This window comes from Aeromonas sp. R7-2, from assembly GCF_040908105.1.
Lineage (GTDB): Bacteria > Pseudomonadota > Gammaproteobacteria > Enterobacterales > Aeromonadaceae > Aeromonas > Aeromonas caviae.
Genome location: NZ_JBFODC010000026.1, coordinates 1 through 21,979, shown reverse-complemented (window position 1 = coordinate 21,979; position 21,979 = coordinate 1). Strand labels below are relative to the sequence as shown.

The 21,979-nt window shown below is 62.2% G+C and carries 19 protein-coding genes and 1 tRNA gene; 9 read left to right on the top strand and 11 right to left on the bottom strand.

From position 1 onward, the window contains the following. Window positions 1-45: 45 nt before the first annotated feature. Window positions 46-291, bottom strand: a complete 246-nt coding sequence (locus AB5Y47_RS10815) for a YecH family metal-binding protein (protein WP_010672589.1) — start codon at window positions 289-291, stop codon at window positions 46-48. Window positions 292-498: 207 nt separating this feature from the next. On the opposite strand from AB5Y47_RS10815, the gene AB5Y47_RS10810 reads away from it, so the two are divergent. Next, complete coding sequence (locus tag AB5Y47_RS10810) at window positions 499-1,782, top strand: dicarboxylate/amino acid:cation symporter (RefSeq protein WP_041214291.1); 1,284 nt, start codon at window positions 499-501, stop codon at window positions 1,780-1,782. A gap of 15 nt (window positions 1,783-1,797) precedes the next feature. On the opposite strand, the gene AB5Y47_RS10805 is transcribed toward AB5Y47_RS10810, so the two are convergent. Then, window positions 1,798-2,112 carry a DUF2007 domain-containing protein gene (locus AB5Y47_RS10805; RefSeq protein WP_010672587.1) on the bottom strand — a complete coding sequence of 105 codons (315 nt, stop codon included), beginning with the start codon at window positions 2,110-2,112 and terminating at the stop codon, window positions 1,798-1,800. A 129-nt stretch (window positions 2,113-2,241) separates the two neighbouring features. Continuing rightward, window positions 2,242-3,144: a LysR family transcriptional regulator gene (locus AB5Y47_RS10800; RefSeq protein ID WP_010672586.1), complete on the bottom strand. Its 903-nt coding sequence runs from the start codon at window positions 3,142-3,144 to the stop codon at window positions 2,242-2,244. A gap of 97 nt (window positions 3,145-3,241) precedes the next feature. Between AB5Y47_RS10800 and AB5Y47_RS10795 the strand changes: the two genes are divergently transcribed. Then, window positions 3,242-4,294 (top strand): HlyD family secretion protein, encoded by a 1,053-nt coding sequence (locus AB5Y47_RS10795; protein ID WP_039040403.1) that lies wholly within the window; start codon window positions 3,242-3,244, stop codon window positions 4,292-4,294. Beyond that, window positions 4,294-5,847, top strand: a complete 1,554-nt coding sequence (locus AB5Y47_RS10790) for a DHA2 family efflux MFS transporter permease subunit (RefSeq protein ID WP_368220226.1) — start codon at window positions 4,294-4,296, stop codon at window positions 5,845-5,847. Before AB5Y47_RS10795 ends, AB5Y47_RS10790 begins: the two co-directional genes overlap by 1 nt. Window positions 5,848-5,907: 60 nt before the next feature. Here AB5Y47_RS10790 and AB5Y47_RS10785 read toward each other — a convergent pair whose 3' ends face one another. After that, entirely contained in the window at window positions 5,908-6,534 is a 627-nt protein-coding gene (locus tag AB5Y47_RS10785) for a lysoplasmalogenase (protein WP_010672583.1), read from the bottom strand. A 172-nt stretch (window positions 6,535-6,706) separates the two neighbouring features. Between AB5Y47_RS10785 and AB5Y47_RS10780 the strand changes: the two genes are divergently transcribed. Beyond that, entirely contained in the window at window positions 6,707-6,865 is a 159-nt protein-coding gene (locus tag AB5Y47_RS10780; protein WP_005332188.1) for a hypothetical protein, read from the top strand. Between the two features lie 88 nt (window positions 6,866-6,953). Here AB5Y47_RS10780 and AB5Y47_RS10775 read toward each other — a convergent pair whose 3' ends face one another. The 6 genes from AB5Y47_RS10775 to AB5Y47_RS10750 form a co-directional block, all read right to left on the bottom strand. Continuing rightward, a complete protein-coding gene (locus AB5Y47_RS10775; protein ID WP_113978373.1) occupies window positions 6,954-9,518 on the bottom strand; it encodes a TRAP transporter permease in 2,565 nt (854 codons plus the stop codon). An 87-nt stretch (window positions 9,519-9,605) separates the two neighbouring features. Next, entirely contained in the window at window positions 9,606-10,577 is a 972-nt protein-coding gene (locus AB5Y47_RS10770; protein ID WP_029313514.1) for a TAXI family TRAP transporter solute-binding subunit, read from the bottom strand. A 547-nt stretch (window positions 10,578-11,124) separates the two neighbouring features. Then, on the bottom strand, window positions 11,125-13,290 hold the full coding sequence (locus AB5Y47_RS10765) for an oligopeptidase B (protein ID WP_049637321.1): 2,166 nt from the start codon (window positions 13,288-13,290) through the stop codon (window positions 11,125-11,127). Window positions 13,291-13,578: 288 nt separating this feature from the next. Further along, complete coding sequence (locus tag AB5Y47_RS10760) at window positions 13,579-14,010, bottom strand: DUF411 domain-containing protein (protein WP_049637322.1); 432 nt, start codon at window positions 14,008-14,010, stop codon at window positions 13,579-13,581. Between the two features lie 45 nt (window positions 14,011-14,055). Continuing rightward, a complete protein-coding gene (locus AB5Y47_RS10755; protein ID WP_049637323.1) occupies window positions 14,056-14,379 on the bottom strand; it encodes a hypothetical protein in 324 nt (107 codons plus the stop codon). A 76-nt stretch (window positions 14,380-14,455) separates the two neighbouring features. Further along, window positions 14,456-15,178, bottom strand: a complete 723-nt coding sequence (locus tag AB5Y47_RS10750; RefSeq protein WP_049637324.1) for an SDR family oxidoreductase — start codon at window positions 15,176-15,178, stop codon at window positions 14,456-14,458. 140 nt (window positions 15,179-15,318) lie between these two features. On the opposite strand from AB5Y47_RS10750, the gene AB5Y47_RS10745 reads away from it, so the two are divergent. The 5 genes from AB5Y47_RS10745 (at window position 15,319) to AB5Y47_RS10725 (ending at window position 20,404) form a co-directional block, all read left to right on the top strand. Further along, complete coding sequence (locus tag AB5Y47_RS10745) at window positions 15,319-16,161, top strand: LysR family transcriptional regulator (RefSeq protein ID WP_368220225.1); 843 nt, start codon at window positions 15,319-15,321, stop codon at window positions 16,159-16,161. Window positions 16,162-16,220: 59 nt separating this feature from the next. Then, on the top strand, window positions 16,221-16,820 hold the full coding sequence (locus tag AB5Y47_RS10740; RefSeq protein WP_039040395.1) for an NAD(P)H-dependent oxidoreductase: 600 nt from the start codon (window positions 16,221-16,223) through the stop codon (window positions 16,818-16,820). Window positions 16,821-16,890: 70 nt separating this feature from the next. After that, window positions 16,891-18,747 (top strand): monovalent cation:proton antiporter-2 (CPA2) family protein, encoded by a 1,857-nt coding sequence (locus tag AB5Y47_RS10735; protein WP_368220224.1) that lies wholly within the window; start codon window positions 16,891-16,893, stop codon window positions 18,745-18,747. After that, window positions 18,744-19,130 carry a SirB2 family protein gene (locus AB5Y47_RS10730; protein ID WP_368220223.1) on the top strand — a complete coding sequence of 129 codons (387 nt, stop codon included), beginning with the start codon at window positions 18,744-18,746 and terminating at the stop codon, window positions 19,128-19,130. The genes AB5Y47_RS10735 and AB5Y47_RS10730 overlap by 4 nt, the downstream gene beginning before the upstream one ends. Window positions 19,131-19,417: 287 nt before the next feature. Further along, entirely contained in the window at window positions 19,418-20,404 is a 987-nt protein-coding gene (locus AB5Y47_RS10725; protein ID WP_029313511.1) for a YafY family protein, read from the top strand. A gap of 1,313 nt (window positions 20,405-21,717) precedes the next feature. Here the strand turns inward: AB5Y47_RS10725 and AB5Y47_RS10720 are convergent. Further along, window positions 21,718-21,794: transfer RNA gene (locus AB5Y47_RS10720), tRNA-Asp, on the bottom strand. Window positions 21,795-21,979 lie beyond the last annotated feature (185 nt).

Sequence of the window (21,979 nt, the reverse complement as noted above, 5' to 3'; positions counted from 1 at the left end):
GGTGGCGGGATTCGGCGAGCGCACCACCGCGCCCGCCGCTGGCGATCATCCGTGGTTGCAGATCTTGTCGGCGCGGGTCTGGAACCCTGACTCCGAGTCGATGAACTTGCCGCGCCTGGCCAGGAAGTCGATCAGGGCGTCAGCGTCCATCTCGCTGGCGCTGCAGGTGTGGAACCGGGCCTCGGCACCGAAGCGCGAGGCGATCGCCGCCCTGAGGCTGGCCCGGGTAAACGGACTCTTCTGCTCCAGCATCATCTCCATCACTTCGTGACCGTGTATCGATTGGGACATCTCAAACCTCTTTAATCATCATGTCAGATGACAATTAAAGCCCGAAGCCCGGAGAGGGTTCTTGATATAGGCCAACAAAACGCCTTTTTTAACGCCAGCGGGCTGGTCGTGAGCGCCGCTTTGTCGATAATGTGGCAACCTGACGGGGGGATGGCTACACTGTCGCCCCTTTTTGCCACCGCAGACAGAAATAAGGACATTGGCGTCATGCTGTTCCATGGATTGGTCTTCAAACCCTGGCGGATCTGGACCCGTCGCCCGCTCTGGTTGAAGACCCTGCTCGGCATGCTGACCGGGATAGGTCTGGGGCTCTGCTTCAGCGAGCAGGCCCTGCTGCTCAAGCCCATCGGCGTCCTGTTCGTCAACACCATCCAGATGCTGATGGTGCCCCTCATCTTCTGTTCCGTCCTGGCAGGCCTCACCGCCCTGCTCAAGGGCAAGCGGCTCGACCGCATCGCCGGCAAGGCCATCGGCTTCTATCTCTGCTCCACCGCCGTCGCCATCTGCATCGGCCTGATGATGGGCTGGCTGCTGGAACCGGGCATGGGCGCCAACATGGGTCCTTATGAACGGGGCGCCATGGCACAGCAACCTACCCTGGCCAGCGTGCTGAGCCACCTGGTGCCGCGCAACCCGGTGCAGGCCATGGGCGATGGCAAGATATTGCAGGTGATCGTGTTCGCCGTGGCCCTCGCTCTCGCCCTCAACGCCACCGGACGACGCGGCCGCCCCGCCATCCTGTTCTTTACCTCCCTGGCAGAGGGAATGTTCAAGCTGACCCAGATGGTGATGGCCCTGGCCCCCTATGGCGTCTGCGCCCTGATGGCCTGGATGACCGGCAAGTACGGCGTCAGCCTGCTGTTGCCGCTGCTCAAGGTGATCGGCGCCGTCTACCTCGGCTGCCTGCTCCACGTGCTTGGCGTCTACAGCAGCCTGCTGCTCCTGATGGCGCGCCTCAACCCGTTGCACTACTTCAAGAGCATCGTCGATGCCCAGGCGGTGGCCTTCACCAGCAGTTCAAGCAGCAGCACCCTGCCCATCAGCCTGGCCTGCGCCGAACGCAGGCTCGGGGTCTCCCCCGCCATCACCGCCAAGGTGCTGCCCATCGGCGCCACCATCAACATGGATGGCACCGCCCTCTATCAGGGGGTCACCGCCCTGTTCGTGGCCCAGGCCTTCGGGGTGGATCTGCATCTGGTGGACTACCTGACCATCATCAGCATCGTCACGCTGGCCAGCATCGGCACGGCGGGCACACCCGGTACCGGGCTGATGCTGCTGACCCTGACCCTCACTGCCGTGGGACTGCCGCTGGAAGGGGTGGCGCTCATCGCAGGCATAGACCGGATCCTCGACATGGCGCGCACCACGGTCAATGTCTCCGGCGACATCCTGGTCTCCGTGCTCATCGCCCGCAGCGAGAAGGAGCTGGATCTCGCCACCTACCACGATGCCCATGCGGGGGATGACATCGACTTCACCCTGCGCTGAGGGCGCGAGGGGCGTTCAATGATCCTGGGGATCGTGATGGCAGCGCCAGCAGATATCGAAGTTGGCGCCGTTCTCCTCCCCGCACTGGCCGCACAGCCAGCCGTTGCCCTGGCGCTGCTGGTAGCGCTCGATGATCCGGCCCGCCCGCTGACGATCCCGCTCGTTCACCATCAGGGTCACTTGCAGCAGATCCACCGGCAGCTCCCCGAGCGCGCCGGAGAGCCCTTCGCCGCTGAGGCGCACCCTGACTCCCTCTACCTCCAAGGCCCCTTTCAGGGCATGCGCCTCCAGGGAGTGAGAGGCGCGATACAAGTTAATCCACTGATCCATACGTTGTCCTCGAAACCCTTGCCAGTGCCGTCATCACCAGCACTACCATCATTCCAGGGCGAGCATCTTCCGGGAGTGAGATGCCCGATACAGATTCATCCACCGCTCCATACGTTGTCCTCGAAACCCTTACAGCAGCTTGTCGATACCGTAAGCCGGGCCGTTGGCCACCAGAAAATCGATGAATGCCCTCAGCTTGCGCGGCATCAGGCGCCGCTCGGGAAACAGCAGGTAGATGGGTACCCTGGGTTGCTGCCACTCCGGCAGCAAGGAGACCAGCGTCCCGTTCGCCAGCTCATCATGGCACAGCATGGCAGGCAGGGAAGCCAGCCCCAGCCCCGCCTTCGCCGCCTCCCTGGCACAGGTGATGTTGTTGACCTGGAAGCGGGACGGGGGATCCACCAGCACTTCGCGATCATCCAGCTCGAAACACCAGTGTGAGGCGAGGAACCCCGTGCTGACCGCGATCCGTTCGTGATGCACCAGATCGGCGGGCCTCTGGATCACCGGGTGGCGCGCCAGATAGTCCGGGCTGGCGCACAGCAGCCGCTCGGTGCTCCAGAGACGCCGCGCCGCTAGGTTGGAGTCGCTCATGTCGCCGACCCGCACGATGGCATCCAGCCCCTCGCTGATGGGATCCACGATGCGGTTGGTCAGCTCCAGCTCCACCTTCATGCCCGGATAGGCTTGCAGGAAGTTCGCCACCAGCCTGCCCACCACCAGCTGTCCCGTCTCGATGGGCACCGCCAGCTTGAGGGTCCCCGTCACCTCCTGCTGGCTGGCACTGAGCATCAGCTCGGCCTGGGCCAGCTCCTCCACCGCCTTGCTGCAGCGTAGATAATATTGTTCACCGGCTTCCGTCAGGGTGAGCTGCCGGGTGGAGCGATAGAGCAGCCGCGCGCCGAGACGCTGCTCCAGCTCGGCGATGCGGCGGCTCACCGTCGCTTTGGTCATGCCCAGCTCCTGGGCAGCGGCGGTAAAGGAGCCCTTGTCGACGATACGAACGAGGATTAAGGCAGCATTCAGGTCCATTGTTTCACCAGTGAAACTGTATATCTCATGAATGGATACTAATCGAAACAGTTGCACGATGTTAGCCTGCCCGCCACAGTTCAGGAAAACCAATATCATGAGTCAACACAAGAAGATCCCCCTGCTGGCCGCCCTGGTGCTGGCCCTGCTCGGCCTGCTGTTTGCCGGTTACTGGTATCTGCATGGCCGCTACTTCGAGAGCACCGACAACGCCTACCTGCAAAGCGAGGTGACCGGCATCGGTTCCAAGCTCTCCGGCTACATCAGCGAAGTACTGGTGACCGACAACCAGGCGGTGAAGGCCGGCCAGCTCATCGCCCGGCTCGACGACCGCGAATACAGAACCAAGGTGGCGGAGGCCGAGGCCGATCTGCACCTCAACCAGGCGACGGCGGATAACCTCGCCGCCACCCGTATCCAGCAGTTGAGCCTCATCCGCCAGGCCGAGGCAAAAGTCAGCTCGGCCAACGCCGAGCAGGTCCGGGCCCAGCAGCAGGTGCGCCGGGTCAGCCAGCTCAATGAGCGTCACTACAGCTCCCAGGACAGCCTGGACGAGGTGCGCGCCGGCTTGCAGGTCAACCAGGCCCAGGCACTGGAGGCCAAAGCCGCCCTGCAGGCCGCCCGCGAGCGGCTGCTGGTGCTGGATGCCGAAGCCAAGCAGAACCAGGCCAGGCTGGCTTTGAGCGAAGCCCAGCTTGAACAAGCCAGGCTGGAACTCGGCTACACCGAGCTGCGAGCCCCCGCTGATGGCATCATCGGCAAACGCAGCCTGCGGGAAGGGCTCTACGTCCAGTCCGGTATGCAGGTGGCCAGCCTGGTGCCCCTGAGCCAGGTGTGGGTCGAGGCCAACTTCAAAGAGACCCAGTTGCAGCACATGCAGCCGGGCCAGAAGGTGGAGGTGATCCTGGATGCCTATCCGGATCAACCGGTCGAGGGGATCATCGACAGCCTCTCTCCGGCCACCGGCGCCAAGTTCGCCCTGCTGCCGCCGGAGAACGCCACCGGCAACTTCACCAAAATCGTGCAGCGGGTGCCGGTCAAGATCCGCATCCCGGATCCGGGCGCCCTGGCGGGCAAGCTGCTGCCCGGCCTCTCCACCGAGGTGATCGTCGACACCCGCACCCCTGATCCCGTGGTGGCCGCCCACTGATGGACGCCATACCACGCCGCAACTGGATCGCGGTCATGGGGGGCCTCATCGGCGCCTTCATGGCCATCCTCGACATCCAGATCACCAACGCCTCCCTGAAAGACATTCAGGGGGCGCTCTCGGCCACCCTGAGCGAGAGCTCCTGGATCTCCACCTCCTATCTGGTGGCGGAGATGATCGCCATTCCGCTGAGCGGCTGGCTGAGCCGGGGACTGAGCGTGCGGCGCTACCTGCTGTGGACCACGGGCGCCTTCATCGTCGCCTCCGTGCTCTGCTCGTTCAGCTGGAACCTCACCAGCATGATCGTCTTTCGGGCGCTGCAGGGCTTTACCGGCGGGGCCCTGATCCCCATGGCCTTCTCCCTCATTGTCAGCCTGCTGCCGCTGCACAAGCGAGCCACCGGCATGGCGCTGTTCGGCCTGTGCGCCACCTTCGCCCCCGCCATCGGCCCGACCCTGGGGGGCTGGCTGACGGAGCAGATGTCCTGGCACTACATCTTCTATCTGAACGTGCCGCCCGGTCTGCTGGTCATGGCCATGCTGGCCCACGGGCTGGACAGGAAGCCGGTGGACTGGGAAGTGATCAAGCGGGTGGATCTCATCGGTATCCTCACCATGGCGGTGGGGCTCGGACTCCTGGAGGTGGTGCTGGAAGAGGGCAACCGGGAGGACTGGTTCGGCTCGAGCTTCATCGTGCGGCTCACCGTCATCTCGGTGGTGGCCCTGGTGTTCTTCGTCATCAGCCAGTTGCTGCGCCGCCACCCCCTGGTCAACCTGCGGCTGCTGCACAACCCGCGCTTCGCCCTGGCCTGCTTCGCCTACCTGGTGCTCGGCATGGGGTTGATGGGCTCCATCTATGTGCTGCCCCTCTACATGACCCAGATCCACAACTACAACGCCCTGGAAATCGGTGAAGTGCTGATGTGGATGGGGTTGCCCCAGTTGCTGGTGCTCCCCCTGGTGCCCAAGCTGACCCACAAGATAGATCCGCGCTATCTGGTGAGCTTCGGCTTTCTGGTCTTCGCCATCAGCTGCTTCATGAACGTGAACATGAATGCCGACTACGCCGGGCCCCAGCTGATCCAGTCCCTCATCGTGCGGGCCCTGGGGCAGCCCTTCATCATGGTGCCCCTCTCCCTGGTGGCGACCGCCAGCCTGACGCCGGACGAGATCCCCTCTTCCTCGACCCTGCTCAACATGCTGCGCAACCTGGGGGGCGCCTTTGGCATCGCCATCATCGCCACCCTGATCGACAACGACACCCGGACTCATGTCAGCCAGATCGGCAGCACCCTGGCCGCCACCAGCATCGAGGGGCAGGCCTATCTGATGCAGCTGGCCCAGAACATGATGGCCCAGGGAGCCGGGCCGGAGCAGGCCCAGTTGCAGGCCCGGGCCATGCTGTCGAACACCATCAGCCGCGAGGCGGCCATCATGGCCTACAACCAGGTGTTCTACGTGATGGGTATCTTCCTGCTGATCGCCAGCGCCCTGATGCTGCTGCTCAAGCAGCCGGCCCCGAGGGCCCCTGACGCAGAACCGGTCGAGGCGTGAAAGGTGGGGATCACATAGCAAAACGGGCCAGAAGGCCCGTTTTTCATGGCTGCCCGCCGGTCAGCCCGCCAGGGAGGCGGCGATCAGGAACTGTGCCGCGAAGTAGCTGCTCATGATCCAGGCCGTGGCATGGGGGAAGGGGCGGCGGAATCTGTCCAGCGCCAGCATGCTGTCGGAGAAGAGGAACATCAGCGCCCCCACCAGGGCGGCGGCGCTGCCGGCAGTGAGAGAGGCATGCCAGGCACCGGCGGCCACCCAGGCCATGGCGATGATCACCAGCATGTAGCAGAAGACGGGGATCCTCATCTCGCCGAGCTGGCCCCACAGGAGCCCGAACACCATGCCGGCCACCAGCAACAGCAGCAGGCCGTCCACCAGCTTGAGCACCAGGGGCCCCTGGGCGAAGCCGACGATGTAGCAGAGGTGAGCGACAAAAAATGCCGCCAGCCCCTGGATGAAGCGATCCCGTGGCAGCATCAGCAGCACGTCCCCCGCCAGCGACAGGCAGAGACCGAGCAGGATCCAGGCGTGGGAGCCGTTGTGATCGTCGCTCTGGTAGCCAAACGCCAGGGCGATGATGAACAGCATGGTCAGGGGTTTGCTGATGTAAAACTGACGGGAGTCTGAGCCGTAAGCCGCGCGGATGTGCCACCAGCCCGATGCGATGATCAAGAAACTCAATAACATGCCCTGCTCCTCACCGGCTGCTCACCCTGGGGCGGCAACCTCTTTAGTGCCCGCAAGAGTAGCAAATTCCCCCGGCCAGTGGCAGAGGCTGAAGCAGATGGCACCCTACACCTAAAGTCTAATTGCCCCCATCCCCGCCCTCGGGCATAAGAGACAGTTCTGGAGGATCACCATGGAAGACGCTATGACCAACTACCTGCCCGCTATCGATATCATGATGTGCCATCTTGGCATCAGCTTTGAACAGGCCTGCGAGCAGCTTGGCCTCAGCCCGCAGGAGCAGCAGACCCTCGACCAACTGCAAAAACAGAAGCAGACCCAGTCCAACTGATGCCCTGGACTGATGGCCCGAAGCGGCCGGCATCACAGCCCAGCATAAAAAACGGCGCCCGAAGGCGCCGTTTTTTATTGGGTGATGATCAGGGTCGAGCGACCCGGCGGCGTTGCAGCCAGACCACGGCCCCGAACAGCAGGAAGCCCGGCAGCCACATCAGCTCCTTGGGCCAGCGCTCGGTGGGCGCCTTGACGCTCAGGATCTGCTGATCCATCTCCAGCCCCAGATCGGCGGCCTGGCTGCCGAACGTGACGGTGTCGATCAGGATCTTGCCGTCCTGCTCATAGGTCTGGATCCCCAGCTTGGCCAGACGATCCTCACCACTGACGCCCGAAGGCACCGGCAGCAGCACGGTGAAGCGGCGCAACTTGCCCACCGCATCTTCCCCTTCCATGCGCAGGCGCAGGGTGCTTTCGGCCTCCACCTGCCCCATGGTCTGGACCAGCTCGGCCGGGGCGGTGTCGCGATACGGGTCGTGCAGCAGATCCATCCAGAAGCCAGGACGGAACAGGGTGAAAGCCACCAGCAGCAGCAGCACGCTCTCGTACCAACGGCTCTTCACCAGGAAGAAGCCCTGGGTGGCGGCAGCGAAGATCAGCATGGCGATGGTGGCCACGATGAAGATCAGTACGCCGTGGGCGAAGTCCACGTTGATGAGCAGCAGATCGGTGTTGAAGATGAACAGGAACGGCAGCGCCGCGGTACGCAGGCTGTAGTAGAACGCCGTGATCCCGGTCTTGATGGGATCGCCCTTGGAGACGGCGGCCGCGGCGAACGAGGCCAGCCCCACCGGCGGGGTCACGTCCGCCATGATGCCGAAGTAGAAGACGAACAGGTGCACCGCGATGAGCGGCACGATGAGGCCGTTCTGCTGACCCAGGGTGACGATCACCGGCGCCAGCAGGCTCGATACCACGATGTAGTTGGCAGTGGTCGGCAGCCCCATGCCGAGGATGAGGCTCAGCAGCGCGGTGAGGATCAGCATGAGCAGCAGGTTGCCCATGGAGAGGAACTCCACCAGATCCGCCAGTACCAGGCCGACGCCGGTCTGGGAGACGGCCCCGACGATGATGCCGGCAGTGGCGGTGGCAATGCCGATGCCGATCATGTTGCGGGCACCGGCAATCAGCCCCTCGCGCAGGTCCACCACGCCATCGGTGAAGGAGCCGTAGTCATGCTTGCCGTCGGTGCGCAGCCAGTTCAGCAGCGGTCGCTGGGTCAGCAGGATGATGATCAGCATCACCGAACCCCAGAAGGCCGACAGGCCGGGGGAGAGGCGCTCCACCATCAGACACCACACCAGCACCACCACGGGCAGCAGGAAGTGCAGGCCCGAGAGCAGCACGGCGCGGGTCTCGGGCAGCTCGTCCAGCGGCTTGTCCGGGTCTTCCGCTGGCAGCGGCGCGTTGCTGGCGGCGATCTTCAGCAGTCCGAGATAGGCGACGGCCAGCAGCACGCTGATCCCCGGCAGGGCATAGTCACCCAGTACCGGCTTGAGCCAGCCCAGACCGTAGTAGACCGCCATGGAGAGGCCGCTGATGAGGGCGGCACCGAAGGCGAAGCCGGTCAGGCGACGCAGCCAGGGGCGCGGCTGACGGTTGCCGATGGGCTGCATCCCGAGCTTGAGCGCTTCTAGGTGCACGATGTAGAGCAGGGCGATGTAGGAGATGGCCGCCGGCAGGAAGGCGTGCTTGATGATCTCCACATAGGGAATGCCCACGTACTCCACCATCAGGAAGGCCGCAGCCCCCATGACTGGCGGCATGATCTGGCCGTTGACCGAAGAGGCCACTTCCACCGCGCCGGCCTTCTCCTTGGAGAAACCGACCCGTTTCATCATGGGGATGGTGAAGGTGCCCGTGGTCACCACGTTGGCGATGGAGGAGCCGGAGATGACGCCGGTCAGGGCCGAGGCGACCACGGCCGCCTTGGCCGGGCCGCCGCGCAGGTGACCCAGCAGGCTGAAGGCGAGCTGGATGAAGTAGTGGCCCGCACCGGCGCGCTCGAGCAGGGCGCCAAACAGCACGAACAGGAAGACGAAGCTGGTGGAGACCCCAAGGGCGATGCCGAACACCCCTTCGGTGGTGATCCACTGGTGGTTGGCCAGCGCATGCAGGCTCACCCCGCGGTGGGCCAGCAGGGAAGGCATCCAGGGACCGGCCAGGCTGTAGGCCAGGAAGACGATGGCGATGACCGCTAGGGCCGGGCCCAGGGCGCGGCGGGCCGCTTCCAGCAGAAGCGGGATACCGACGCAGGCCACCGCGAAGTCCATGGTGGTCAGGTTGCCGGGACGCTGGGCAAGCTCCTGGTACATCACGAACAGATAGCTGGCGACGGCGGCACCGACGAGGCCGAGGGCGATGTCGGCAAGGGGAACCCTGTCTCGCGGTGAGCTGCGCATGGCGGGGAACACCAGGTAGGCGAGCAGGATGGCGAAGGCCAGGTGAATCGAGCGTGTTTCAGTGTCGTTGAGGACGCCGATGCCGAGGGAGAAGGGCAGCGGCGAGGCAATCCAGAGCTGGAACAGGGACCAGATCAGCGCAAGACCCGCGATGATCCAGCTCATGGGGCCGACGGGCAGCCTGGCGCCGACGTCCTGGGCGATCAGCTCCTCGGCCGAGAACGCCTCTTGTTGTTGTGTTTGCTGCATAGTGTGACTCTGTAGGTACTGCAATAAATGAGACTCGCTCCCCCGAAGGAGGAGCGAGTCCGGGGCACATCCGAAGACGCAGCCGGATTACATCCAGCCACGTTCCTTGTAGTAACGCACAGCGCCTTCATGCAGCGGAGCGGAGAGACCCACCTTGATCATGTCGGCTTCTTTCAGATCCGCGAAGGCCGGGTGCAGGCGCTTGAAGCGGTCCAGGTTGTCGAACACGGACTTGACCAGCTGGTAGACCACTTCCGGGTCAGCCTTGGCGCTGGTGGAGAGCACCGCCTTGCCACCGATGGACGGGGTCGGGTTCGGGCTGCCCTTGTAGAGACCACCCGGGATCTCGGCCTTGCTGTAGTAGCTCTTCTCGGCCAGCAGCTTGTCGATCTCGGGGCCGGTGACCGGTACCAGCACGGTGTCCGTGGTGGTGGAGGCTTCCTGGATGGCGCCGTTCGGGTGGCCGACGAAGTAGCTCATGGCGTCGATGTTGTTGTCACCCAGGGCAGAGGCCTGCTCGGCGGGTTTCAGTTCGGAGACCAGGCTGAAGGCGGATTTGTCCCAGCCCTTCACGGTCATGATCTCTTCAAAGGTGTCACGCTGACCGGAACCCGGGTTGCCGATGTTGACGCGCTTGCCCTTCAGGTCGTCGAAGCTGGCTACCTTGGCGTCCTTGCGGGCCAGGATGGTGAACACTTCGCTCTGCAGGGAGAAGACGGCGCGGATGTCATCCATCGGACCTTCGGCCTTGAACGGCTCGACGCCCTTCATCGCCTTGTACTGGTGGTCGGACTGCATGATGCCGAAGTTGAATTCGCCGGAGCGGATGCCGTTGACGTTGGCAACACCGCCGCCACTGGCCGGGGCGTTGCACTTGATCTGGTGATCGGCGGCGCCGCGGTTGAGGAAGCGGCAGATGGACTGGCCCGCCACGTAGTAGACGCCGGTCTGACCGCCGGTGCCTATGGTCACGAAGCGCTCCTGCGCTTGCACCGGACCACCAAACGACACACCGACCAGAGCCGCCGACAAGGCGCACGCCAAGGATAATCCTTTCATGTTCTTCATCCTTTTCATTGATTTATTTCACCCGTTTCCCGGGAGAATATGAGACAGACCCGCACCAAGACTGGGTTCGCCTATACGACCTCGTACGAGGAAATGGTCGAGCAGCACGCGCCCTTCCAGAAGCCACCATCATCCTGCGGTGAGATAATCAGCGTCATGCCGATCGGAGGTGATCTGACCAGAAACGGGTCAGTTCAAAAGCATTAACGCTCCGATTAAGCACATAACACCAACATAAATCAAACAAAACAGCAAAATGGCGGATTTAAATAGCGAGAAGTTTGAAGCGGATCATTCATTTCTCAAGGGCAGATTAATTACATGAACTATCAAAGGGAAGCAATAAAAAGCACGCCCAGATTCTTTCGCAACCCTTGACTGGCAAGGATTAGAAACCTGGTCCGTTATATTGCGAAATGCATACTGAACAGCATAAACACGACGTTAATGACGCTTTTGTCGCCAAGATGCAAAAACCCCGATCCGGGGCTGCCGGAACGGGGTTTGGTAACAAGCTGATTTCATTTGGGCCCGGCCATCACGCCTTGCTGCCAGCCAGCTCCAGAATGAAGGCGAACTCCAGGGCGATGTCCTCATAGGCCTTGAAACGGCCCGACTTGCCGCCATGACCGGCCTCCATGTCGGTGCTGAGCAGCAACTGGTTGTCGTCCGTCTTCAGCTCACGCAGCTTGGCCACCCACTTGGCCGGCTCCCAGTACTGCACCTGGGAGTCGTGCAGCCCCGTGGTCACCAGCAGATTCGGGTAGGCCTGGGCCTTGACCTGATCGTAGGGGCTGTAGGCCTTCATGTAGTCGTAGTAGCGCTTCTTGTTCGGGTTGCCCCACTCGTCATACTCCCCTGTGGTGAGGGGAATGGACTCGTCCAGCATGGTGGTGACCACGTCGACGAAGGGCACCTGGGCCACCACGCCGCGATAGAGCTGGGGCGCCTGGTTGATGACGGCCCCCATCAGCAGGCCGCCGGCGCTGCCTCCCATGGCATAGACCTGATCCCTGGCGCCGTAGCCTTGCGCCACCAGCGCCTCGGTCACGTCGATGAAGTCGTTGAAGGTGTTCTGCTTCTTGAGCAGCTTGCCCTCTTCATACCAGGTGCGGCCCAGCTCCTCGCCACCCCGGATATGGGCGATGGCGTAGACGAAGCCCCGGTCCAGCAGGCTCAAGCGTGAGCTGCTGAAGTCCGGGTCCATGCTGGCGCCGTAGGAGCCATAGCCGTAGACCAGCAGGGGATTGGTGCCTGCACCACCCCCTGCCTTCTTGAACTTGTCCTTGCGATAGACCAGCGACACCGGCACGGCTACGCCGTCACGGGCGGTGATCCAGAGCCGCTCGCTGGCATATTGCGCAGGCACGAAGCCCGCCACCGGCTGCTGCTTGAGCAGGGTCCGCTTGCCGCTGTCCATGTCCAGCTCGTAGGTGGAGGACGGCGTGGTCATGGAGGAGTAGCCATAGCGCAGGGCGCTGGTGTCCGGCTCCGGGTTGTAGGCAAGCCAGGTGACATAGGCGGGATCGTCGAAGGCGATCTCCTTCTGCTCGCCGCTCTGCCAGTTGACCTGGCGCAACCGGGTCAACCCCTGGCTGCGCTCCTCCAGCACCAGCCAGTCCCTGAACAGGGCATAGCTCTCCAGCAGCACGTCCGGATTGGGGGCGATCACCGCCTTCCAGCGATCCACCGGACTCTCCTTGGTCTCATAGAGGCCGAAGTTCTTGCCGTCCTTGTTGGAGCGCACATAGAAGCGACCGCGGTAGTGATCCAGGCTGTATTCGTGATCCACCTGGCGGGGCAGGAACAGGCGTGGCGTCTGGCCCGGCACATTGGCATCAATGAGGCGCGCCTCGCTGGTGGTGGTGCTGGAGAGGGAGATGACGATGAAATCTTCCGAGGTGGTGGCGTAGAGGCTCACATAGAAGGAGTCGTCCTTCTCCTCGTAGACCAGGGTATCCTTCGCGGGATCCGTGCCCAGCTCGTGGCGATAGACCTGGTAGGGCAGCAGGGTCTTGGGGTGCTTGCGCACGTAGAAGACCGTCTTGCTGTCGTTGGCCCACACCAGGTTGCCGGAGGTGTTCTCGAGGGTGTCGGCGGCCCAGGCGCCGCTCTCCAGATCGAGGAACTGGATCCTATATTGACGGCGGGAGAGATAATCTTCCGCCACCGCCAGCCAGCGGTTGTTGCGGCTCACCTCGAGCGCCCCCAGGGCATAGAACTCGTGGCCTTCGGCGCGCTGGTTGCCATCCAGCAGCAGGGCGGGCGCCCCGTCCCCTTCCACCTTGCTGCGGGAGTAGATGGCGTACTCCTTGCCCGGCTCGTAACGGGTCTGATAGCGGTAGCCGTTCTTCACATAGGGGACAGACTCGTCCTGCTGGGGAATACGGGCCACCATCTCCTTGTAGAGCTGCTCGCGCAGCGGCTTGATCGGTGCAAGCATGGCCTCGGTGTAGGCATTCTCGGCCTTGAGATAGTCCAGCACCTCGGGCTTCTGCCGCTCGTCGTCACGCAGCCAGTAGTAGTTGTCGACGCGCGTGTCCCCGTGTTTTTTCAGGGTATGGGGGTGCTTGGCAGCCACCGGGGGGACAATGACAGGCTGGGTGGAAGTATCGCTTGTAGGCATGGCGGACTCTTCGTTGGCATGGGAACAGGGCGCAGCAAGCAGGCAAGCCAGCAGCAACCCCCGGGAAAAGGTGAACATGTCGCATCCTTTGCGCTGTCACAGGGCCGCCCCTCCCGCTGGTGCTGCACGCATCCAGACGGCACACCGGCAGGCAGCGGGAAAAGCGTCCCTGAGAAAATAAAAATTGGCGATCAATCTGCCCCTTGTCGCCCGGGGTTGCAAGGGCTCCCCGGACATTCCCCCCCAAATCGACGAAAAAGGGCCGCCATCTCGCGATGGCGGCCCTCCTCCCTGACCGTGAGCGACACGGGTTCGCTCAGGTGTGCCTCACATGATGGAAGTGTGTCTGCTCACGGTCAGCATCCATCAGCCGGGGTAGCTCGACCAGACTTTGGTCGCGCCCTCGTCACTGATGCTCAGCACCTGATAGGGCTGACCCGGAATATCCATGCCCGGCGCACTCTGGGGCATCCCCGGAATGGTCAGACCGCGGATCGCCGGTTTTTCCTTGAGCAGCTTCTGCACGTCGGCAGCGGGCACATGCCCCTCCACCACATAGCCGTTCACCACCCCGGTGTGGCAGGAGGCCAGCTGCGGGGTGATGCCATGCTGCTGCTTGATCGGGTCAAGCTGCTCGGTTTCCACGACCTTGACCTCAAAGCCGTTCTCTTCCATGTGCTTGATCCAGGTCTTGCAGCAACCGCAATACTGGGACTTGTAGACGGTCATCTGCCCGGTTGCCAGAGCAGAAACACTGACGGTACCGGCCAGCACGGCCAGTAACAGGGACTTGTACATATCTCACCTCGGTTAAGAAGAAATGCCCGGAAAGGGAAACTCGACTCAGCCGTGGTGACGGGGCGGACGCTCGAGACGCTCCAGGGGCGCCTCCGGCATGAACAGAGAGGGAGAGAGGTACGTCGGCCTGTCAGGCTCAAGCCAGGCAACCATCAGGCTGTCGCTGGTGAGCACCGTCATGGCGAGCGCCGAGGTGAAGCTGCCGCAGGGCATGGCTTTTTCCAGGGTACGCTCGCTCTGGCTGCAATGGGGCGTCAGGGTACAGAGATCGGTGGCCGCCCGGCTGCCAAACGACATCAGCACCAGCACCAGACTCCACAGGGGGAGCCAGCGGCGGGCGCGAGCGAGTTGGCGACGGGTCAGGACCATGAGACGACTCAATGACGAAAGAGGGCCTATGGTAACCCTTGGCCCAGGGGGAGGGTCAACCCCTCCCCCGTCTGCATCAGGGTTGCTGGCGGGTGGCCGCCAGCACGATCTCCCGCACGCAGACGTTGGCCGGCTGGAGCCAGGCGTAGAGCACGGCGTCGGCGATCACCTCGGGTGCAATGACGCCTCCCATCTGATCCTTCCAGTCGTGATAGCCCGCCTTGATGCTCTCGTCCGTGGTGTGGCTGAGCAGCTCGGTCTCCACCGCGCCCGGAGCGATGGTCACCATCCGCACGCCCACATCGGCCACCTCTTCCCGGATATTCTCGGTCAGGGCGTGAACGGCGAACTTGGTGGCGCAGTAAGCGGCATGGTTCGGGAAGGTCTTGCGACCGGCGATGGAGCTGATGTTGATGATGGTGCCGCTGCGGCGGGCCTTCATGCCGGCCAGTACCGTATGCACGCCATTCAGAACCCCCATCACGTTGATGTTGAGCATCTGCTGCCACTCGGCGGGATCCTGCACGTCGGCCTGTCCCAGCAGCATGACGCCGGCATTGTTGACCAGACATCCCACCGGGCCGAATTGCACCTCCGCCTGCGCCACGGCGGCCTTCATGGCGGTGGTGTCGGTGACATCGACCCCGATGCAGAGGGTATCGGGCAGGTTCAGCGCCTGCATGGGCTCGACCCGGCGGGCCAGCAACAGCAGCGGATGGCCGGCGGCGGAGAAGGCGCGGGCAATGGCGGCACCGATCCCGGCGGACGCGCCGGTGATCACCACGAGGGACTTGGACATGGAGTTTTCCTTCTGATGCGTTGAAATGGGCGTCAAACAAGGGCTGGCCAGCACGGGACCCAGTCACTATAGTCGCTACATCCATCGGCGATAAATATAGTTTTCCGCTGGTTATCATCTGAATTAACTATGGTATCCCCATGCTGGACCTGAGATTGCTGCGCTTCTTCATCGCCATCTATGAAGAGAAGAACATCACGGCGGCGGCAGCCCGCTGCCACGTGAGCCAACCCTCCCTCTCCGCCGGCCTTCGCCAGCTCGAAGAGAGCCTGGGGGACAGCCTCTTCATCCGGGGCAAGAAGGGGGTGGAAGCGAAGGATCCGACCCACTATCTCTATCCCCACGCCGTCAAGCTGGTGGAAGAGGCGCGTCGCCTGCCGACTCTGTTTCGCCAGAAGGCGACGCGTGCGAGACTCAACATGGCCATCATGCCCGACCTCAGCCGCCGTCGGCTGGCGGGATTGCTTCGGCGGGTGCAGGGGGTGCTGCCCGAGCTGGATCTCACCCTCTCCGATTACGGCACCCCGGCCGACTGCCGGCTGACCCTGGATGCCCTGCGCCGGGAGGACGAGATCTTCCTGCCGCTCTGGGAAGAGGAGTACGTGCTGTGCGTTCCCAGGGGACACCCTCTTGCGGGCAGGGCGCGTATCGAGCTGGCTGAGTTGCAACACCATGATTTCATTGAGTGTCCCCCCTGCGAAGCCCATCAACAAACCATAGGCCTGCTGGCCTGTGACCGGCTCACCCTCAATCTGGTGGCCAAGGCCGAGAGCAAGGGGCTGGTGATGGCGCTGGTGCTGGCCGGAGTGGGCATCAGCTTCCTGCCCGACGGGCTGGTGGAGGACGAAGCGGGCCTGTGCACCCTGCCCGTGAGCGGCCCCCGGATGTTCCGCCGCATCGGCCTCTGCTACCCCGCCCACCAGACCCTGAATCCGGCGCTGCGCGCACTGATCCCGGAACTGGCGGGCCAGGGAGCTTCTTGATAACGTTTCAGCTCACAGTCTGTCGCATGTGCCGGCAGCAGACCCTCTTCAGGAATCCCATGAAACGCATTCTGGTCATCTTTTCACACCCGGCACTGCAGAGTTCCCGGGCCAACAAGCAACTGCTGCACGCCATCGAGGGGCTGGAGGGGATCACCCTGCACGATCTCTACCAGCGCTATCCGGACATGTTCATCAACGTGAAACGGGAACAGGCCCTGCTGGCGGAGCACGACATCATCGTCTTCCAGCACCCCTTCTACTGGTACTCCTGCCCGGCCATCATGAAAGAGTGGATGGACCTGGTGCTGGAGTACGGCTATGCCTACGGCCCCGAGGCCCACGCCCTCAACGGCAAGCAGTGGCTCAGCGCCATCACCACGGGGGGCGGCCCCGAATCCTACTGCCGAGCCGGCTACAACCAGCGCCCGCTGCTCGACTTCCTGCTCCCCTTCCAGCAGACCGCACAGCTGTGCGGCATGCGCTGGCTGCCCCCTTTCGTGCTGCACTCCTTCCACAAACTCGAGGATCCCGAGGCGCTGCGCCGCTGCGGCCAGGACTATCGCCAACTGCTGTGCGCCCTGCGTGACGAACAGCTGACCCCGGCCCAGCTGGCCGAGAGCCCCTATCTGCGCGATCTGCTGGGGGTACTCCCATGACACACACTCGATCCGGGCGCAGGCCCGGCCAGCCCTCACCGGCATTCATCATGTTAAGGAGGAGCCGCTGATGGGACATGGATTGCTGTTTGACGCCCTGATCTACCTCTCGGCGGCGGTGATCGCCGTCCCGCTGGCCAAGCGGTGGGGGCTGGGCTCCGTCCTTGGCTACCTGCTGGCGGGGATCATCATAGGTCCCTTCCTGCTTGGTCTGGTGGGCGAGCAGAAAGACGTGATGCACTTCGCCGAGTTCGGGGTGGTGCTGATGCTGTTTCTGGTCGGTCTGGAGCTGCGCCCGGCCCTGTTGTGGCAACTGAAAGGGCCCATCCTCGGCACCGGTGGCCTGCAGGTGCTGCTCACCAGTGTCGCCCTGACCGGGGTGGGTTATCTTTTGGGTCTGCCCTGGCAGCAGGGGCTCGCCATCGGTCTCATTCTTGCGCTCTCCTCCACCGCCATCGTGCTGCAGAGCCTGCAGGAGCGCAAACTGATGCAGAGCGAGAGCGGCCGCTCCGCTTTCGCCGTGCTGCTGTTCCAGGACATCGCCGTCATCCCCATCCTGGCGATCCTGCCGCTGCTGGCCATCGCACCGGTCGCCAGCAGCGGCAACTCGGAGCTGGCAGGCTGGCAGCACGGCCTGCTGGTGGTGGCCGCCATCGCCGGCATCGTGCTGGGTGGTCATTACCTGATGCGGCCGGTGTTTCGCGCCATCGCCCAGTCCCACATGCGGGAGATCTTCGTCGCTGCCGCCCTGCTGCTGGTGATCGCCATCGCCGTGCTGATGGAATCCGTCGGCCTCTCCCCCGCCCTCGGCTCCTTCCTCGCCGGCGTGGTGCTGGCGGACAGCGAATACCGCCACGAGCTGGAAGCAGACATAGAGCCGTTCAAGGGGCTGCTGCTCGGCCTCTTCTTCATGTCGGTGGGTGCCGGCATCGACTTCAGCCTCTTTGCCGCCCATCCCCTGTTGATCCCGGCACTGGTGATCGGTCTGATGGTGCTCAAGTGGCTGGTGCTGATGGGGCTCGGCTTTGTCATTCGCCTCTCCCCGAACCAGCGCTGGACCTTCGCCCTGGCCCTGGCCCAGGGCGGGGAGTTCGCCTTCGTGTTGTTCTCGTTCGCCGCCCAGAACAAGGTACTGCCGGGCAGCACCATCTCACTGCTGACTCTTGTCGTCGCCCTCTCCATGGCGCTGACACCGCTGCTGCTTATCCTCAACGATCGGGTGATCCAGCCCTGGTTCGACTACCGCAACCAGAGCGACACCCCCGAACACGAACAGCCCGAGCTGGTGGAACACCCGGTCATCATCGCCGGCTTCGGTCGCTTCGGTCAGATAGTGGGGCGTCTGCTCCACGGCCACGGTATTGGCACCACCATCCTGGAGCAGGATGCTAGCCAGATAGAGATGCTGCGAAAGTACGGCTACCAGGTGTTTTATGGGGATGCCAGCCGACTCGATCTGCTGCACGCGGCCGGCGCCCACAAGGCCAAACTGCTGGTGCTCTCCCTCAATGACCCGGCCACCTCCCTCGAAGTGATCGAGATGGTGAAAAAGCACTTCCCGCACCTCAGAATACTGGCCCGTGCCCAGGACAGACCCCATGCCCACGAGATCCTGCGCCACGGGATAGACAGCGTGCACCGCGAAACCCTGGGATCGGCCGTGGATCTTGGGGTAGAAGCACTCACCCTCTTGGGGTTCAGGGCCAATCAGGCCTGGCGTGCGGGACAGATGTTCAAGCAGTATGACAACCGGCTGCTGCGGGAACAGGTCAACTACCTGGACGACGAGCACACCTATATCAACAAGAGCCTGCAATACCGCGACATCCTCTCCGACCTGCTGCAAGACGATCAGGAAGGACAGGAGCGTACCCACGCCCATCAATGGAACAGCGGTCTGCCCGACAACGACAAGGAAGCAACATGATTGCCTATTACCCCATGCTCAAACACCTTCACATGACCCTGGCCCTGGTCAGCCTGCTGCTCTTCCTCTACCGCTGGAGCCTGGCGCTGGCGGGCAGCGGGCGGCTGCAACAGAAATGGTTGAAGGTGCTGCCCCACATCAACGACACCTTCCTGCTGCTGTTTGGCGTGCTGCTGGCGGTGACCCTGCAGATCAGCCCTGGCCAGCAGCCCTGGTTGCTGGCCAAGCTGATTGCCCTGGTGATCTACATCGGCCTGGGCGTCATGGCACTCAAGCGCCCTGCCCGCGGCCAGAAGCTGGTGGCCGGGGTGGCCGCTCTCGCAGTATTCGGCTACATGGTGGGGGCAGCCATCACCAAATCAGCCTGGTCCTGGCTGGCATAACGACGTGTCGAGGTGGGGGCCCGTCCCTCACCTCCTTCCCACTTCCCCCTCCTTACTGCTTCCATTTCCTTCCAGTCACCCTGGTCGCGAGCATTCTCGCAAGGCTTGTTTTCAATAAAAAAAAGGGCTCAAACAACCCCTTTCCATTGTTATTTTGTTTTATTTATCAATGCTTTGTTTCTTCATGTATGAAAATGGCGACAGTTGTCGCAGCAAAACTTGCGACATAGACTGTCGCAGACCATGGCTAGGATACACTCAACGCTAAACCAGTGAAGGCATGCACCATGAGTAAGAAGCTGTTACGACAACTGACCTTGGCGCGTTGCATCCCGCACCGCCCTTACAAGCTGACCGCCAGCCAACTCCAGGTAAAACTGGAAGAGGAAGGCATTCACGTCAGTCTCCGTACCGTGCAACGGGACCTGGAAGAGATGTCCGGCATGGGGCTGTTCGACCTCACCTCCGATGAGCGCAGCAAGCCTCATGGCTGGTGCTTCGAGCGCCATGGTCTCAATGACTTTGCCAACATCATGCCGCTCTCGCTGGCAGTGGCCCTGAAAACCTGGAGCGACCAGGCGAGCCAACTGTTGCCGGCAAGCGTGCTGACCGAATTGAACCCGCTGATCGACAAGGCTGGCCAGGTGATCCGCGACAGCCAGAGCGAACTGGCCGAGCGCTGGCTGGAGAGCGTGCACCAGTCACCTCGCCCCTTCGCCGGCAATCCGGAGATCCGCCGCAGCACCCTGATCCGCGACGCCCTCTGGCGTGGCCGCAAGTTCAGCGCCGAGATCCAGCGTGTCATCAAGGAGCGTACTGTCTGGCTCTGCTATGACCGCATCAATCCCCTCGGCATCCTGAACCAACCCGATGGCCCCATCCTGCTCTGTACCCTGTCCGAGCTGGATCCCAAGGTCTACGGTATCCCGTTCGATCACATCAAGAACGTGGAGTTGACCAACTTCAGCGCGACCCAGCCGAAGGACTTCAATATCCAGAAGCTGATCCGCGACCAGGGCTATCAGGACGTCAGCGGTCCGATCCGCTTCGTCGGGCGCATCGATGCCAACTGCCCGACCCTGATCGATGGACAAATCCCGGGACATAACCCGCGTATGACCCGTTACGACAAGCGCAGCGTGGTGGTGGAGACTGAAGTGCAGGATACGCCCGAGTTCCGCTCCTGGCTGAACAACATGAGCGGCAACCTGGAGGTGCTTGCACCCGAATCACTGCGCAAGGCCTACCCGACTCCTGGGACAAGGGTCAGCTAAAGAAACCAGCAGACAATACAAAGCCGAGATTTATCTCGGCTTTTGTCTACTTTTAAAGCATAAGTATTCAATTAATTTTGAACTCTTACACCCCTGATTGAAGCGGCTGTACCATCGTTTTCCTACCGATTTCTGCTTGTAAGAGATCTGCCATTCCCCCTGTAAGACCCCTCAGTGTTGAACCGTACGTGAAGCCATCCCGCACTGGGTATGCTTTCCACGGAAACTATCTAAATAACTGATAAACATAGATAATATTCCACGCCAGCCCATTTCTGTACCACATGTCACGGAGCTCAATCCGATTGCACACCTTGTTCGAGCCTGCAATTGCCTTAGTATGGGTCTCACAAGGACGAGCTGATTCGGCAGGATGCAGAAACAGCGCATAAACAAGGAATAGCCTGCAGGATGTGGGCAAGGAACACCTCGGGATGGGGTTGATAGCCAGGATGGTTATCACAAGGATCGACAGGACAACCGCAGGATGCGGTAGTTGGATACCTCGGGATGAGGTTGAGTGGCACGGATTGTCGCTCATCAAGGATGAAAGGACACCGCAAGACGCGGTCAGGAACAGCTTCAAGATGAAGCGTGATAGCCAGGATGGTTATCAGTCAGGATGACGCAGGAACACCACGGGATGTGGTAATGGACACCTCCAGGAAGGAGAGGGTGAAGCAATCAGGACAGATTGCCAGGCTAGGAAGGCCACAGGACACCCCAACGGATTGGGAAGGGGAATTTCCAAAGGAAAGGATAGCGTCAAGGATTGCAGGGAGCATGGCAGTTCAGGGAATGGACGAAATGACTTGAGGGGACAGCATCTGCTGTCCCCTTTTCTTTTGTGCACCCCATGCCCGCGACACAACAGAAAATGGAATCAGCCTGAGCGATCCTGCCTACATCACGCCATCTGCATCACTGATAACCTGTTTGTATACCCACCAGAGGCAGCCACAGTAGCGCTCCTTGCCTTTCCTCCGCCCTCCCTCATCTATACTCAGCGATATCCACTAGGCCCTCAGAGCGCAGCAGATCAGCCGCGGCCAACCAGCCAGAGTGCTCCTGGCGACTGATTCCAGGTAACAATGGCCACTGGCTTCTGATCCGCCAGGCAGATTGTTGAGTCATCCCTGAACTGTCTATATGTGTGACCACGAATGAAGCGTGGATGCCATTCGGCAAGGCGGAGATGGTCGTGTAGGGAAATGAGGATAACCCGGCCAAGCCACCTGGCACTGAGGATGAGGGATTGGGTAAATGTCAGAAAGCAAAAAGGCCTTCCCGTCAGGGAAGGCCTTTCAATTTAGTGGCGGAGCGGACGGGACTCGAACCCGCGACCCCCGGCGTGACAGGCCGGTATTCTAACCGACTGAACTACCGCTCCGCATTCGGTTAGCTTTCGCTAAATCTTTTGCTGCTTGTTTGTGAGGTGTCATCCTCGCAGCCAGCCATGTGATTCTTCACATCACCGTTTAATTGGGTGCCTGGCAGTGTCCTACTCTCGCATGGCGAATGCCACACTACCATCGGCGCTACAGCGTTTCACTTCTGAGTTCGGCATGGGGTCAG